The sequence below is a fragment of the Solimonas flava DSM 18980 genome (assembly GCF_000426685.1).
GTDB lineage: Bacteria > Pseudomonadota > Gammaproteobacteria > Nevskiales > Nevskiaceae > Solimonas > Solimonas flava.
Genome location: NZ_KE384553.1, coordinates 42,656 through 58,004, shown reverse-complemented (window position 1 = coordinate 58,004; position 15,349 = coordinate 42,656). Strand labels below are relative to the sequence as shown.

General features: G+C 70.2%; 11 protein-coding genes. 9 read left to right on the top strand and 2 right to left on the bottom strand.

Annotation, left to right across the window (positions count from 1 at the left end; all coding sequences use genetic code 11):
• Positions 1–57: 57 nt before the first annotated feature.
• From K343_RS0118440 to K343_RS0118420, 5 genes are read left to right on the top strand one after another with little or no spacing between them, the layout of a single operon-like run.
• On the top strand, positions 58–714 hold the full coding sequence (locus tag K343_RS0118440; protein ID WP_028009309.1) for a thermostable hemolysin: 657 nt from the start codon (positions 58–60) through the stop codon (positions 712–714).
• The gene (locus K343_RS0118435) at positions 711–2,207 is read left to right on the top strand and encodes an AMP-binding protein (RefSeq protein ID WP_028009308.1); all 1,497 of its coding nucleotides are present in this window, start codon (positions 711–713) and stop codon (positions 2,205–2,207) included. The genes K343_RS0118440 and K343_RS0118435 overlap by 4 nt, the downstream gene beginning before the upstream one ends.
• On the top strand, positions 2,204–2,866 hold the full coding sequence (locus tag K343_RS0118430; RefSeq protein WP_028009307.1) for an iron-containing redox enzyme family protein: 663 nt from the start codon (positions 2,204–2,206) through the stop codon (positions 2,864–2,866). The genes K343_RS0118435 and K343_RS0118430 overlap by 4 nt, the downstream gene beginning before the upstream one ends.
• Positions 2,863–3,681: an SDR family oxidoreductase gene (locus K343_RS0118425; RefSeq protein WP_028009306.1), complete on the top strand. Its 819-nt coding sequence runs from the start codon at positions 2,863–2,865 to the stop codon at positions 3,679–3,681. The genes K343_RS0118430 and K343_RS0118425 overlap by 4 nt, the downstream gene beginning before the upstream one ends.
• Positions 3,682–3,698: 17 nt before the next feature.
• Complete coding sequence (locus K343_RS0118420) at positions 3,699–4,340, top strand: tetratricopeptide repeat protein (protein WP_028009305.1); 642 nt, start codon at positions 3,699–3,701, stop codon at positions 4,338–4,340.
• A gap of 60 nt (positions 4,341–4,400) precedes the next feature.
• On the opposite strand, the gene K343_RS0118415 is transcribed toward K343_RS0118420, so the two are convergent.
• Positions 4,401–4,922 (bottom strand): Dps family protein, encoded by a 522-nt coding sequence (locus tag K343_RS0118415; RefSeq protein WP_020649591.1) that lies wholly within the window; start codon positions 4,920–4,922, stop codon positions 4,401–4,403.
• A 385-nt stretch (positions 4,923–5,307) separates the two neighbouring features.
• On the opposite strand from K343_RS0118415, the gene K343_RS22840 reads away from it, so the two are divergent.
• Positions 5,308–7,083 (top strand): cholesterol oxidase substrate-binding domain-containing protein, encoded by a 1,776-nt coding sequence (locus tag K343_RS22840; protein ID WP_084615991.1) that lies wholly within the window; start codon positions 5,308–5,310, stop codon positions 7,081–7,083.
• A 223-nt stretch (positions 7,084–7,306) separates the two neighbouring features.
• Here K343_RS22840 and K343_RS0118405 read toward each other — a convergent pair whose 3' ends face one another.
• A complete protein-coding gene (locus K343_RS0118405) occupies positions 7,307–9,544 on the bottom strand; it encodes an NADP-dependent isocitrate dehydrogenase (RefSeq protein ID WP_028009304.1) in 2,238 nt (745 codons plus the stop codon).
• 340 nt (positions 9,545–9,884) lie between these two features.
• On the opposite strand from K343_RS0118405, the gene K343_RS0118400 reads away from it, so the two are divergent.
• From K343_RS0118400 to K343_RS0118390, 3 genes are all read left to right on the top strand, one after another.
• Complete coding sequence (locus K343_RS0118400) at positions 9,885–11,219, top strand: ferredoxin reductase family protein (protein ID WP_028009303.1); 1,335 nt, start codon at positions 9,885–9,887, stop codon at positions 11,217–11,219.
• Positions 11,220–11,429: 210 nt separating this feature from the next.
• On the top strand, positions 11,430–13,265 hold the full coding sequence (locus K343_RS0118395) for an ABC transporter ATP-binding protein (RefSeq protein ID WP_161628923.1): 1,836 nt from the start codon (positions 11,430–11,432) through the stop codon (positions 13,263–13,265).
• Positions 13,262–15,142 carry an ABC transporter ATP-binding protein gene (locus K343_RS0118390; protein WP_028009301.1) on the top strand — a complete coding sequence of 627 codons (1,881 nt, stop codon included), beginning with the start codon at positions 13,262–13,264 and terminating at the stop codon, positions 15,140–15,142. The genes K343_RS0118395 and K343_RS0118390 overlap by 4 nt, the downstream gene beginning before the upstream one ends.
• The last annotated feature ends 207 nt before the right edge of the window (positions 15,143–15,349 follow it).

Here is a 15,349-nt window from a genome sequence, read left to right as displayed (position 1 = left end):
GAGGGGCCAAGGGAGTCCCGGATGACTGCTCGCCTCGCCCTACAGCCCCCTGCCGACATGCCAGCCCTGCCCGCGCGCCGCCCCGACGCGTCCGCCACCGCCCCGTACCGCCTGATCGAGGCCGAGGCCGCCGATACGCGGCGGACGCTCGAAGCCTTCATCGCCGAGCGCTACGCCAGCGCCTACGGCGCCCGCATCCGCAGCTTCCTGCCGCGCCTGTACGCGCTGCTCGGACACGACGAGCGGCCGCTCGCCGCGTTCGGCCTGCGCGACGCGGCGAGCGGCCCGCTGTTCCTCGAAACCTATCTCGACCAGCCGATCGAGCAGGCGATCGGCGAGCGCCGCGAGGTCGAGATCGCGCGGCATCAGATCGTCGAGGTCGGCAATCTCGCCGGCCGCCATCCGGGCGCGCTGCGCGTGCTGATCGTGCAGCTCGGCATGCTGCTGCAGACGATGGGTTACCGCTGGCTCTGCTTCACCGGCAACGCCCAGCTCATCAACGGCTTCTCGCGGCTCGGCATCGACCTCGTCGCGCTGGCGCCGGCGCAGATCGAGCGCCTGCCCGAAGCCGCCCGCGCCGACTGGGGCCGCTATTACGAGGCCGGCCCGATCGTGGTCTGCGGCGACATCGTCGCCGGCCGCTCGCACCTGAGCGCGCACCCGGAACTGCTGCGCCGGACGCTGCCGCCGACCGTGACCGGAGACGCGCCATGAACGCGCTGTTCGAAGCCCTGCAGCGTCACGCGCGCGAGAACCCGCAGCGCGTCGCGCTCGACGACGGCAACCGCCAGCTGCGCTACGGCGACCTGGCCGCCGAGGTCGACAAGCTCGCCGCGCAGCTCGAATTCCTCTGCGTCGATACGCTGGCGCTGTATGCCGACAACGGCATCGGCTGGATCATCACCGACCTGGCGGCGATGTCCGCCGGCGTCCGTTGCGTGCCACTACCACGCTTCTTCTCGGACGCCCAGCTGCGCCACGTGCTGCGCGACAGCGGCGCCGACACTCTGCTCGCCGACGACGACCGCCTCGCCGAGCTGCCCGGCTGGCAGCGCGAGCCGCAGGCCGTCTGCGGCTGCGGCTGGCGCCTGTCGCGGCGCCAGGAGGCGAGCAGCGTGCAGTTGCCGCGCGGCACGCAGAAGATCACCTACACCTCGGGCACGACCGGCGAGCCCAAGGGCGTCTGCCTGAGCGCGGCGAGCCAGCTCGCGGTCGCCGCGTCGCTGGCGCAGGCCAGCGGCGCGCGCGCCGACGACCGCCATCTGTGCGTGCTGCCGCTGTCGACGCTGCTCGAGAACATCGGCGGCGTCTACGCGCCGCTGCTCGCCGGCGCGACGATCTGCGTGCCGCGCCAGGCCGAGGTCGGCATGGGCGGCGCCGCGCAGCTCGACGTGCAGCGCCTGCTCGGCGCGCTGCATGCGACGCGCGCGAGCAGCGCGATCCTCGTCCCGCAGCTGCTGCTGGCGCTGGTCGCGGCCGGCGAGATGGGCGCGCCGCGGCCGCCGCAACTGCGCTTCGTCGCGGTCGGCGGCGCACCGGTCTCGCAGCGCCTGCTCGAACGCGCGCAGCGTCTCGGCCTGCCGGTCTACGAGGGCTATGGCCTGTCCGAATCGGCTTCGGTGGTCGCGCTCAACACGCCGGACGCGATGCGCGCGGGCAGCGTCGGCAAGCCCTTGCCGCACCTGTCGCTGCGTTTCGCCGACGACGGCGAGATCCTGGTCCGCGGCAGCGGCTTCCTCGGCTACTGCGGCCAGCCGGCGCCGGCGCAGGACGACGGCTGGATCGCGACCGGCGATCTCGGCCACCTCGACGACGACGGCTACCTGCATCTCGACGGCCGCAAGAAAAGCATCTTCATCACCGCCTTCGGCCGCAACGTCGCGCCCGAGTGGGTCGAGCGCGAGCTGACGCAGCACCTGGCGATCGCCAATGCCGCGGTGTTCGGCGAAGGCAGGCCGTGGAACGTCGCCGTGATCGTGCCGCGCCCGCTGCCCGGCGTCGACGCCCAGACCGCCGTGGCCGCGGCGGTCGCCGCCGCCAACCGCGAGCTGCCGGACTACGCGCGCGTGCAGCGCTGGCTGATCGCCGGCGAGGCGTTCACGCCCGACAACGGTCTGCTCACCAGCAACGGCCGCGTGCGCCGCGCCGCGGTCGCCGCACGCTACGGCGAGCGGCTCGACACCCTTTACCTGGAGACTTCGACATGAGCTTCTTCGAGCGCCTGCAACGCGAAACCGCGGCAGACCGCCAGCACCTCTACGGCGCGCCGCTGATCCGCGCCGCGTTCGCCGGCCAGGTCGGCCGCGACGACTACATCGCCTTCCTGAGCCAGGCCTATCACCACGTGCGCCACACCGTGCCGCTGATGATGGCCTGCGGCGCGCGCCTCGGCGCCGAGGATGAATGGCTGCGCGAGAAGATCGCGCACTACATCGAGGAGGAGATCGGCCATCAGGAGTGGATTCTCGACGACATCCGCGAGGCCGGCGGCGACGCCGAGGCAGTGCGCCAGGCGCGCCCGCATCCGGCCACCGAGCTGATGGTGGCCTACGCCTACGACACCATCATGCGCGGCAATCCGGTCGGCTTCTTCGGCATGGTCTTCGTGCTCGAAAGCACCAGCACCGAGCTGGCCACCGGCGCCGCCTCGACCCTGCAGGGCGCACTCGGCCTGCCGAAGAAGGCGTTCACCTATCTGACCACGCACGGCGCGGTCGACGTCGGCCACGTCGACTTCTTCCGCGAGCTGGTCGAGCAGCTGCGCCGCGACGAGGACCGCGAGGCCGTGCTGCACGCCGCGCGCATGTTCTTCCGCCTGTACGGCGATGTGTTCCGTTCGATCGAACCGATGAGGAAAGCGGCATGAAACTGCAATCGAGTACGGTCCTGCTGACCGGCGCCAGCGGCGGCATCGGCAATGCCCTGGCCCGCGAGTTCGCGGCCCGCGGCGCGCGCCTGCTGATCAGCGGCCGCGACACCGCCAAGCTGGCGACGCTGAGCGCCGAGCTGCGCAGCCGCGGCGCCGAAGTCAGCGTCCTGCCGGCCGATCTGTCGACCGCCGAGGGCGCCGAGCGCCTGGCCCACGCCGCACTGTCCGGCGGCGTGCCCGATCTGGTCGTGCACTGCGCCGGCGGCATGAGCTTCGGCCGCCTCGACGCGGTGCCGGCCGAGGCGATCACGCGCCTGTGGCAGACCAACGTCATCGCGCCGAGCCTGCTGACGCGCGCGCTGCTGCCGGCACTGCGCAAGCAGGCCCGCGGCCGCCTGGTGTTCGTCGGCTCGATCTTCGGCTCGCTGGCGTTCCCGATGTACGCCAGCTATTCGGCGACCAAGTTCGCGCTGCGCGGCTTCGCCGAGGCGCTGCGCCGCGAACTCGACGGCAGCGGCATCGGCGTCACCTACGTCGCACCGCGCTACACGCGCACGGCGCTGAACGACGGCGCGCCGGCGCGCATCGCGCAGGCGCTGGCGATGCACCAGGACGAGCCGGCCGCCGTCGCGGCGCGCATCGCCGACGCCATCGAGCGCGACCGCCGCGAGGTCTACTTCGGCTTCGCCGAACGCATTTTCGTGAAGCTCAATGCCTGGTTCCCGTGGCTGGTCGACCGCGGTCTGCGCGCACAGACGCAGCGCATGCGCGAGCTCGAACCGGCCGCCGCCGGCCTGCCCCGTCAGGCCTGAATCCCCGGAGACAATTGATGAGAAAGTTCCTGAACCGCGCCGGCCTTGCGCTGGCACTCCTGCTCGGCAGCACCGCGAGCTTCGCGGCGACGCTCGACGATTCGGTGCTCGCGGTCCAGCACGGCTGGGCGCAGGCCTACTACCAGGCGCCGAAGAGCCAGAAGGACGCCGCCTTCGAGAAGCTGATCGGCGAAGCCGACGCAATGGTGCAGACCTACCCGGACCGCGCCGAAGCCCTGACCTGGCACGCGATCGTGCTGTCGAGCGCCGCCAAGTTCGGCGGCGGCCTCGGCGCCCTCAAGCAGGTCAAGCAGGCGCGCGAGGATCTGCTGAAGGCCGAGCAGATCGACCCGCGCGCGCTCAACGGCTCGGTCTACACCTCGCTCGGCAGCCTTTACGCGAACGTGCCGGGCTGGCCGCTCGCGTTCGGCGACAAGAAGCAGGCCGAGGCCTATCTGAAGAAGGCGCTGGCGATCAACCCGACCGGCATCGATCCGAACTTCTTCTACGGTGAACTGCTCGCCACGCGCGGCGACGCCGCCGCCGCCCGCGGCTACTACGAGAAAGCGCTCGCCGCGCCGCCGCGTCCGGGCCGCGAGGACGCCGACGCCGGCCGCCGCGCCGAGATCAACGCCGCGCTCGCCAAGCTCGCGCCGTAAGCCCCGCGCGGATGACCAGCAGACGCCCGCCGGCCGTCACGGCCGGCGGGCGTCTGCGCATCACGACTCGGCGCTGCGCGTCGACTCGAACAGGAACCACACGCGCTGCTCGGCTTCCTCGATCCAGTTCTCGACCACGCTCGCGGTGGCGACATCGCGGTACTCGTCGCACAGGTCATGAACGGCGCGCAGGCTCGCGAGCAGCGCCGCGTTGTCCTCGCGCAGTTCCGACAGCATGTCGCGCGGCGTGACGTAGTCGGCGTCGTTGTCCGGAATGCGCTGCAGCCGCGCGATATGGCCGATCGAGCGCAGCGTGGTGCCGCCGAGCTTGCGCACACGCTCGGCGATCGGATCGGTCATCGCGAAGATCTGCGTCGCTTCCTCGTCGAGCAGCAGGTGGTAGTCGCGGAAGTTCGGCCCCGAGACGTGCCAGTGGAAGTTCTTCGTCTTCAGGTACAGCGCAAAGGTGTCGGCCAGCAGCGCGTTGAGCGCGCCGGCAAGATCGCGCGTCGCCTTCTCGCCAAGCCCGGTCGGGGTCGCCAGCGGCGCCTTGCGCAGCGCCTTCGCATCCTTCTTCGCCATATCACGTCTCCTGCACGGTCACGTTGGTGGGAACCTCGGGCGCAAGCCGGCGGCTGCGCCGATCCCCTCTTTTAATCGCCGCGCGACGGGCGGCGCAAGTGCGTGCCGCCGTGGCAGCGCCGCATAGCACGCTGGTCCCACGCGCGCCGTGCGGACGCGCCCTCGTCCGTTCATATGAGTCCGGCGCAGGTCAGCGGGCTTAGCGTCCCCGCCGCAAGTTCCTGGTAGAGGTACCCGGCCCCACCTCCTGCTCCGTTTCCCCCGTCAGCACCCCGCCAGAGGGTCGCACCCGGTGTCGCCGGTCGGACTGCCGTCGCAGGCAGTCCCGCGAGTGCAAGCGTGATTGCGGTGCGTCAGCACCTTCATCAACTCACTGGAGAGGTCCATGGCACGAACGACGCAGGACAAGGCCGACATTCCCACCCCGAGCGAGACCGGCGGCAGCTGGTCGCGGCGACGGTTTCTCGATGGCGCCGGCAAGCTCGCCGCCGCCGGCGCGCTGACGGCCTGGCTGCCGGCCTTCCGCATCAGCCCGGCCGAGGCCGCCTGTGCGGCGCCGGCCGGATTCCCGAGCGGCATCGCGCTGTACCAGCAGGCCTACGTGAACTGGGCGCGCGACATCGCCGTCGACCCGATGTGGACCTGCGCGCCGGCGACGCCGGCCGAGGTCGTCGCGGTCTGCAACTGGGCGCGCACCGCCGGCTTCAAGGTTCGTCCGCTCGGCGCGATGCACAACTGGTCGCCGCTGACGGTGCCGCAGGGCGCGAGCTGCCCGAGCGTGATCCTGGTCGACACCAAGTCGCATCTGACGGCGGTGTCGGTCAACACGGCGACGACGCCGAAGACCGTCACCGCGCAGACCGGCGTGCTGATGGAGAACCTGCTGGCGACGCTGGAGAGCTACACGCTCGGCGTCAACGCCTGTCCGGCACCGGGCGACCTCACGCTCGGCGGCGCGCTGGCGATCGACGGCCACGGCACCGGCGTGCCGAAGACCGGCGAGACGCTGGTCTCCGGCAATACCTACGGCTCGCTGTCGAACCTGATCCGCGCGCTGACCGCGGTGGTCTGGGATGCGGCCAGCAACCAGTACGCGCTGCGCAGCTTCCAGCGCACCGATCCGGGCTGCGCGGCGCTGCTGACGCACGTCGGCCGCGCGTTCGTCGTCGAGGTCACGCTGCAGGTCGGCACCAACCAGCGCCTGCGTTGCCAGAGCTGGTTCGACAAGACCGCCGCCGAGCTGTTCGCGCCGGCCGGCTCGTCCGGCAACACGGTGCAGAGCTATCTCAACAGCGCCGGCCGCTTCGAGGCGATCTGGTTTCCGTTCACGCCCAAGCCGTGGATCAAGGTCTGGAGCGTGGCGCCGAGCAAGCCGTGGTTCTCGCGCGAGGTGACGTCGCCGTACAACTACTCGTTCAGCGACGGCATCGCCCAGTCGATCGTCGATGCGCAGGCGCAGGCGGTGCTGAACGATCCGTCGTCGACGCCGGACTTCGGCCTCAACCAGTACAACGTGGTCGCCGCCGGTCTGGTGCTGACCAACACCTGGGACCTCTGGGGCTGGTCGAAGAACACGCTGCTCTACATCCGCCCGACGACGCTGCGCGTCACCGCCAACGGCTACGCCGTGATCCTGTCGCGCGCCAACGTGCAGCGCGCGATCAACGAGTTCTACACCATGTACTCGGCCAAGCTCGCCGCCTACCAGGCCGCCGGCAAGTTCCCGATGAACGGGCCGGTCGAGATCCGCATCACCGGGCTCGATCGTGCCAGCGACCTCGTCGGCCTCAGCGCGCCGACGCCGCAGCTCTCGGCGCTGCGACCGCGGCCGGATCACCCGGAATGGGACACGGCGGTGTGGTTCGACATCCTGACCATTCCCGGCACGCAGTACGCGAACGAGTTCTACCGCGAGGTCGAACAGTGGATGTACGCCAACTACGCGAGCTACGCGGCGGTACGCGTCGAGTGGTCGAAGGGCTGGGGCTACAGCACGACGGCGGCGTGGAGCGATGCCACCGTGCTCGGCACCACGGTACCGAACAGCCTGCGCGCCGGGCAGACGGCCGGAGACGATTTCGACAGCGCACGCGCCACGCTCAACGCGCTCGATCCGTCACGGCTGTTCGCTTCGCCCTTGCTCGACACGGTGCTGCCGTAATACCGGGCGTCGGCCGCAAAGGAAGGTCTGAACCACTTCGTCGTCGCGCGGCCGCGCAGCGGCCGTGACGATCCGGAGACGCCGCCGGCGTCGTGCGTCGCCGGCCGGCTGCGTCGCCAGCGGCGCCGCGCCATGACGGGGTATGCACCTTCTTCAGCGCTGCCCCAAGAAAAAACCGCCCCGGCTCACGCCGGGGCGGTTTTGAGGGTGCCGCGTCCGGATCTCAGGTCTGCGCCGCCGCCAGCGCCGTGTTGAAGGTCTTGCTCGGCCGCATCACCGCTTCGAGCTTGGCGGCGTCCGGCAGGTAGTAGCCGCCGATGTCGGCCGCCTTGCCCTGCACGTCGGCGAACTCGCCGACGATGGTCTTCTCGTTGTCGGCGAGCGTCTTCGCCAGCGTCGTGAAATGGCTCGCCAGCACCGGGTCGTCGGTCTGCGCCGCCAGCTCCTGCGCCCAGTACAGCGCCAGGTAGAACTGGCTGCCGCGGTTGTCGAGCTGGCCGGTCTTCGGCGACGGGCTCTTGTTGTTCTCGAGCAGCTTGCCGGTCGCCGCGTCGAGCGTGCGCGACAGGATCTTCGCCTGCTCGTTGCCGGTCTTCAGGCCGAGGTCTTCGAGGCTGACGGCAAGCGCCAGGAATTCGCCGAGCGAATCCCAGCGCAGGTGATTCTCCTCGACCAGCTGCTTGACGTGCTTCGGCGCCGAGCCGCCGGCACCGGTCTCGTACATGCCGCCGCCGGCCATCAGCGGCACGATCGACAGCATCTTGGCGCTGGTGCCCAGCTCCATGATCGGGAACAGGTCGGTGAGGTAGTCGCGCAGGATGTTGCCGGTCACCGAGATCGTGTCGAGGCCGCGGATCACGCGCTCCAGCGTGTAACGCATGGCGCGGACCTGCGACATGATGTGGATGTCGAGGCCGCTGGTGTCGTGTTCCTTAAGGTAGGTCTTGACCTTCTTGATCAGCTCGGCCTCGTGCGGACGGTAGGAATCGAGCCAGAACACCGCCGGCATGCCGGAGGCGCGCGCGCGCGTGACGGCGAGCTTGACCCAGTCGCGGATCGGCGCGTCCTTGACCTGGCACATGCGCCAGATGTCGCCGGCCTCGACGTTCTGCGTCATCAGCACTTCGCCGGTCGCCAGGTCGGTGATGTTGGCGACGCCGGCCTCCGGAATCTCGAAGGTCTTGTCGTGCGAGCCGTACTCCTCGGCCTTCTGCGCCATCAGGCCGACGTTCGGCACCGTGCCCATGGTCTTCGGGTCGAAGGCGCCGTGCCATTTGCAGAAGTTGATCATCTCCTGATAGATGCGGGCGAAGGTGCTCTCCGGCATCACTGCCTTGACGTCCTTGAGCTGGCCGTCGGCGCCCCACATCTTGCCGCCGTTGCGGATCATCGCCGGCATCGAGGCGTCGACGATGACGTCGTTCGGCGAATGGAAATTGGTGATGCCCTTGGCCGAATCGACCATCGCCAGCGCCGGGCGGTGCTCGTGGCAGGCATGCAGGTCGCGGACGATCTCTTCGTACTGCGACTCCGGCAGCGTCTTGATCTTCTCGTAGAGGTCGGCCATGCCGTTGTTGACGTTGATGCCGAGCTCGTCGAACAGCTTGCCGTGCTTCTCGAATGCGTCCTTGTAGTAGATCTTGACGCAGTGGCCGAAGACGATCGGGTGCGAGACCTTCATCATCGTCGCCTTGACGTGCAGCGAGAACAGGATGCCGGCCTCGCGGCAGTCCTTGAGCTGCTGCTCGTAGAACTCGAGCAGGGCCTTCTTGCTCATGAACATCGAGTCGATGACTTCGCCGGCCAGCAGCGCAACCTTCGGCTTGAGCACCACGGTCTTGCCGCGCTTGGTGATCAGCTCCATCTTGACGTCGCGCGCGCGGTCGAGCGTCATCGACTTCTCGCCGTGGTAGAAGTCGCCGTGCTCCATGTGCGAGACGTGCGACTTCGACCACTGCTTCCATTCCGCCATCGAGTGCGGATGCTTGCGCGCGTAGTTCTTGACGGCGGCCGGCGCGCGGCGGTCTGAGTTGCCTTCGCGCAGCACCGGATTCACGGCGCTGCCGAGGATCTTGGAGTAGCGCCGGTTGATCTCCTGCTCCTGCTCGCCTTCCGGATTCTCCGGATAGTCCGGAATCTTGTAGCCCTTGGCCTGCAGTTCCTTGACGGCACGGATCAGCTGGTTCACCGAGGCGCTGATGTTCGGCAGCTTGATGATGTTGGCGTCCGGCTGCTGCGTCAGCTTGCCGAGCGTGGCCAGGTTGTCCGGCACGCGCTGCTCTTCGCTCAGGTAGTCGGAAAACTCGGCGAGGATGCGGGCGGCGACCGAGATGTCGCTGGTTTCGACATTGATGCCGGCCGGCTTGGTGAACGTGCGGATGATCGGCAGAAAGGACGCGGTGGCCAGCAGGGGTGCCTCATCGGTCCACGTGTAGATGATGGTCGGCTGCGAACTGCTCATATTGGGGAGGTCTCCTGAACATGCGGCGGCCCGCGTCGCGGAAAGAGATCTCGCCGGATCTGGCCAGCGAGTGCTTCCGTCAGGGCGGGGGCAGGCAGAATTCTATTGATGGCTTGCCGTCACGAAGCCACGGCGGCGGATGGCGCTTTCGACACGCCGCAGCCATGGGAAGCCGGCCGCTATGCTACGCGCTTCGCCGCCCCGACGGAAATCACGCTGCAGCGCACAATCGCCGGCCGGACAGTAGCGGCGTGTTGCCGGAGCCAGCCCGCGGCGCCGGGACGAAGCCGGCTTGACGGCCATCAACGGCGGGGCGGGCACCGTGCCTTAAGCTGCACGCATGGATACTCGGCGGCTGAAACTGGTTTATCTCGCGGTCGTGCTGGGCCTCACGCTCGTCTGGTGGGCCGGCGTGCCGTCGGACACCTGGGGCCAGGGCTTCTGGGCGATCCGCCGGGGGCTGCTGTACTACAGCGGCCTGATGGCGATCGGCCTGATGTCGGTCGCCGTGACGCTCGCCGCGCGCCCGGTGCAGATCGAGCGCGCGCTCGGCGGTCTCGACAAGTTCTACCGCCTGCACAAGTGGCTGGCGATCACCGCCACGCTGTTCGGCGTCTGCCACTGGCTGATCGAGATCACGCCGCGTTCGATGGTGCGGCGCGGCTGGGTCGAGGCGCCGGTACGCGCGCCGCGCGCCGCCGAGGTCGCCACCGGCTTCGATCCGTTCCGCGATCTGCATGAACTCGCCGCCGGCGTCGGCGAGTGGTCGCTGTATCTGCTGCTGGCGCTGGTCGCGATCGCGCTGTGGAAGCGCTTTCCGTACCGCCGCTTCTTCCAGGCGCACCGCTTGCTCGCGGCACTGTATCTGGTGCTGGTCTTCCATTCGGCGATCCTGATGGGGCCGATCTACTGGTCGCAGCCGATCGGGCCGCTGCTCGGCGTGCTGATGGCGGCCGGCAGCATCGCCGCGCTGCTGTCGCTGTTCCGCCGCATCGGCAAGGCGCACCGCGCGGTCGGCACGATCGAATCGCTGACCCACCATGCCGAAAGCGGCGTGCTCGAAGTCGTGCTGCGCCTCAGTACCGCCTGGCCCGGCCATCGCGCCGGCCAGTTCGCGTTCATCGACTTCGGCGGCGCCGAAGGCGCGCATCCGTTCACGATCGCCTCGGCCTGGCAGGCGGACGGCCGTCTGACGTTCGGCATCAAGGCGCTCGGCGACTACACGCGCGCCCTGCCCGGCCAGCTGTTCGTCGGCCAGACCGTCAACGTCGAGGGACCGTACGGCCGCTTCGACTTCCACGCCCTGCAGGGCCGCCAGATCTGGGTCGCCGGCGGCATCGGCATCACGCCGTTCATCGCCGGCCTCGAAGCGCTCGCCGCCGGCGGCGGCAAGGCCACGGTCGACCTCGTCTATTCGACGCGCGCCGCCAACGCCGCGCTGCTCGAGCGTCTGCACCGCCTCGCCGACGCCGGCGGCGCGCGCCTGCACCTGCTCGAAACGCCGAAGGACGGCGTGCTCGACGCCGAACGCCTTGCCGCGCTGATCCCCGACTGGAAGGACGCGAACCTCTGGTTCTGCGGCCCGTCCGGCTTCGGCCGCGGTCTGCGCCGCGCCCTGACGGCGCGCGGCCTGCCGGCCGCGAACTTCCATCAGGAACTGTTCGAGATGCGCTAGCGGCGCGCCGGCCCGGCGCCCGGCTGGCACGCCGTTGTCGCGCGGCGGCTCCGCTGGCAACAATGGCGGCGTACTTCGGGAGACCTTCATGTCCGTGGCCCGCTGCCGGCGCGCCGTCGCACGTTCGGCGCTGCCGATCACCGTCCGCGCCTGCGGCGACGAGGTTCAGCCCGTACCGGGATCGGCCGCGCTCGCCGTCGGGATGACGCGATGAGCACGAGCCCGGCCGCCGCCGCCGCGCCCGCGACCCCGACCCCGACCCCGACCGTCGACGGTACGCGCGCAGCGGCCGCCGCCACGCCGGGCCGCTGGACGATCTGGCGGCGCATCTGGCGGCCGTACCGTGGCGCGATCGCCCTGCTGCTGCTGTGCCAGGGCGCGCAGTCGCTGTCGGCGCTCCTGCTGCCGGCGCTGAGCGCGGAGATCGTCGATGCCGGCATCCTGCGCAACGATCCGGGCGCGATCGCGCGCACCGGCGCCGCCATGCTCGTCGCCGCGCTCGGCCAATTGCTGTTCTCGATCGCCGTCGCCTGGCTCGGCGCGCGCGTCGCGATGGGCATCGGCCGCGACCTGCGCGCCGCGGTGTTCGCGCGCGTGCAGGATTTCTCGCTGCACGAGATGCGCCGCTTCGGCGCGCCGTCGCTGATCACGCGCAGCACCAACGATGTCCTGCAGGTACAGACCTTCCTGGTGATGGTGCTGACGATGATCGTCGCAGCGCCGATCATGGGGCTCGGCGGCGTGGCAATGGCGATCCGCCAGGACGCCGGCTTGTCGGCACTGCTCGCCGTCAGCGTGCCGCTGCTGGCCGTGCTGGTCGGCGTCCTGGTCGGCCTGGCGCTGCCGCAGTTCTCGCGCATGCAGGAGCAGATCGACCGCCTCAACCAGATCCTGCGCGAGCAGATCAACGGCCTGCGCGTGATCCGCGCCTTCGTGCGCGACGCCGACGAACGTCGCCGCTTCGGCGCCGCCAACGAGGCGATGACCGCGACCGCCCTGAAGGTCGGCCGGATCATGTCGCTCAACATGCCGCTCGCCCACCTGATCATGCAGCTGTCGGCGATCGCGATGGTCTGGGTCGCCGCGCACCGCATCGCCGCCGGCACGCTCGGCGTCGGCGCGCTGGTCGCTTTCCTCGCCTACATCATGCAGATCCTGATCTCGGTGATGATCGCCTCGATGCTGTTCGTCATGGCGCCGCGCGCGCTGGTCAGCGCGCGACGCATTCGCGAAGTGCTGCAGACGCAGCCGTCGGTCGCCGAACCCGGCGCGCCGGTGCCGCTGCCGGCGCGGCCACGGAGCGGCGTCGAGATCGAGTTCCGCGATGTGTCCTTCGCCTACCCGGGCGCCGAGCGGCCGATCCTGCACGGCATCAGTTTCCGCCTCGCGCCCGGACAGACCGTCGCGATCATCGGCGCGACCGGCTCCGGCAAGAGCACGATCGTCCATCTCGTCGCCCGGCTGTTCGACGTCAGCGCCGGCTGCATCCTCGTCAACGGCGTCGACGTCCGCGAACTCGCCCTCGAAACGCTGTGGTCGCAGCTCGGACTCGTGCCGCAGGAGAGCTATCTGTTCTCCGGCTCGGTCGCCGACACCCTGCGCTACGGCAAGGCCGACGCCAGCGAGGCCGACCTGTGGGAGGCGCTCGAGATCGCCCAGGCCCGCGACTTCGTCGCGGCGCTGCCCGGACAGCTCGACGCGCCGGTGGCGCAGGGCGGCGGCAATTTCTCCGGCGGACAGCGCCAGCGTCTGGCGATCGCCCGCGCACTCGTGCGGCGCCCGGCCGTCTACCTGCTCGACGACAGCTTCTCGGCGCTCGACTACGCGACCGACGCCCGCCTGCGCGCCGCGCTCGCGGTGCGCGCCCGCGACGCCGCCACGCTGATCGTCGGCCAGCGCGTCAGCTCGGTGCGCGGCGCCGACACCATCCTCGTGCTCGAACGCGGCACGATCGTCGCCGCCGGCCCGCACGACACCCTGATGGCACAAAGCCCGGTCTACCGCGAGATCGTCGCCTCGCAGCACGCCGGCGAGGACGTCCCGTGAGCGAGCGCGACCTGTCGAGCGCACCGGCGCACGCCGCCGGCACGTCGATGCCGATGCATGGGCCGCGCATGGGGCCGCCGGGACTCGGCACCATCGTCCGCGCCCGCGATCCCGGCGGCACGCTGCGGCGCCTGGCGCGACGCGTCGGCGCGCAATGGCCGACCGCGGCGGTGGTGCTGGCCTGCACCGTCGGCAGCGTCCTGCTCGGCAGCCTCGTGCCCTGGCAGCTCGGCCGCGCCACCGATCTCGTCGTCACCGCCGTGCGCGCGACCCGGCCGGTCGATTTCACCGGGCTCGCGCGGGGGCTCGTCGTCGCCGCGGTGCTGCAGGGTCTGGCCGTGCTGCTGCACGCGGCGCAGGCCTGGCTGAGCGCGGCGCTGGTGCAGGACCTGAGCCGCACCCTGCGCCGGCAGGCGGAGGAAAAGCTCGGTCGCCTGCCGCTGGTCTGGTTCGACCGCCAGCCGCACGGCGAGGTGCTGAGCCGCATCAGCAACGACATCGACAACGTCAGCCAGAGCCTGCAGCAGCTGCTGAGCCAGCTGCTGATGTCGATCCTGCAGCTGCTCGCCGTGCTGGCGATGATGCTGTGGCTGTCGCCGCTGCTCGCCGGCATCGCACTGCTCGGCCTGCTCGCCTCGCTGCTGGTGTCACGCGTGCTGGCGCAGCGCTCGCGACCGCACTTCGTCGACCAGTGGCGCTGGACCGGCATCCTCAACGGCAATGTCGAGGAAAACTACACCGGCCAGACGCTGATGAAGGTGTTCGGCCACCAGCGCCGCGCCCGCGAACGCTTCGAGGCCGACAACGTGGGGCTGCGCGACAGTGCGTTCGACGCGCAGTTCGTGTCCGGCGCGATCCAGCCGGCGATGATGTTCGTCGGGCAGCTCGGCTTCATCGGCGTCGTCGGCGGCGGCGCGCTGCGCGTGCTGGCGGGGGCGATGACGATCGGCGCGCTGCAGTCCTTCGTGCAGTACATCCGCCAGATCAACCAGCCGATCGGACAGATCGCCGGCGCGGCGTCGGTGCTGCAATCCGCCTCGGCGTCCGCCGAGCGCGTGTTCGAGCTGCTCGATGCGCCGGAACTGGCGCCGGACCCCGAGGCGCCGGCCGACGTCGCGGCCCCGCGCGGCCACGTCGTCTTCGAACACGTGACGTTCCGCTACGACCCGGCGCGGCCGCTGTTCGAGGACGTCAGCCTCGAAGCGCTGCCGGGCCAGACGGTCGCCATCGTCGGGCCCACCGGCGCCGGCAAGACCACGCTCGTCAATCTGCTGATGCGCTTCTACGAGATCGGCGGCGGCGCGATCCGCCTCGACGGCATCGACACGCGCCGCTTCGCGCGCGAGGCGCTGCGCCGTCATTTCGGGATGGTGCTGCAGGACGCCTGGCTGTTCAGCGGCACGATCCGCGACAACATCGCCTACGGCAAGGACGGCGCCACCGAAGACGAGATCGTCGCCGCCGCCCGCGCCTGCCATGTCGACGACTTCGTGCGCACGCTGCCGCGCGGCTACGACACGCCGATCGACGAGAACGGCAGCGGCCTGAGCACCGGACAGAAGCAGCTGCTGACGATCGCGCGCGCCTTCATCGCCCGTCCCACCGTGCTGATCCTCGACGAAGCGACCAGCTCGGTCGACACCCGCACCGAGCTGCTCGTGCAGCGCGCGATGGCGAAGCTGCGCGCCGGCCGCACCAGCTTCGTCATCGCCCACCGCCTGTCGACGATCCACGACGCCGACACCATCATCTACATGGAAAACGGCAATGTGCTGGAGCGCGGCAGCCACATCGAACTGATGGCGAAGCAGGGCCGCTACTGGCAGCTCTACCAGTCGCAATTCGCCGGCGCGGCGCCGGACCACGCCGCCGCCTGAGCCTGCTTCACGACCCCGGCATTCCCGACGGCGGCGCCCGCGCATGCCGAGATCGGGACACTGGGCGCATCAGTCGACGCGCATTCGCGACCCGAACTTCACGACCTGATCGCAGCCCTCGCAACGCTAGCATCCCCGGCTTCGCCGGGGCCCCTGCACGCTGACGGCCAGACAATCGGCGCGGTGGAAAATGCTTGCCGCCTCACC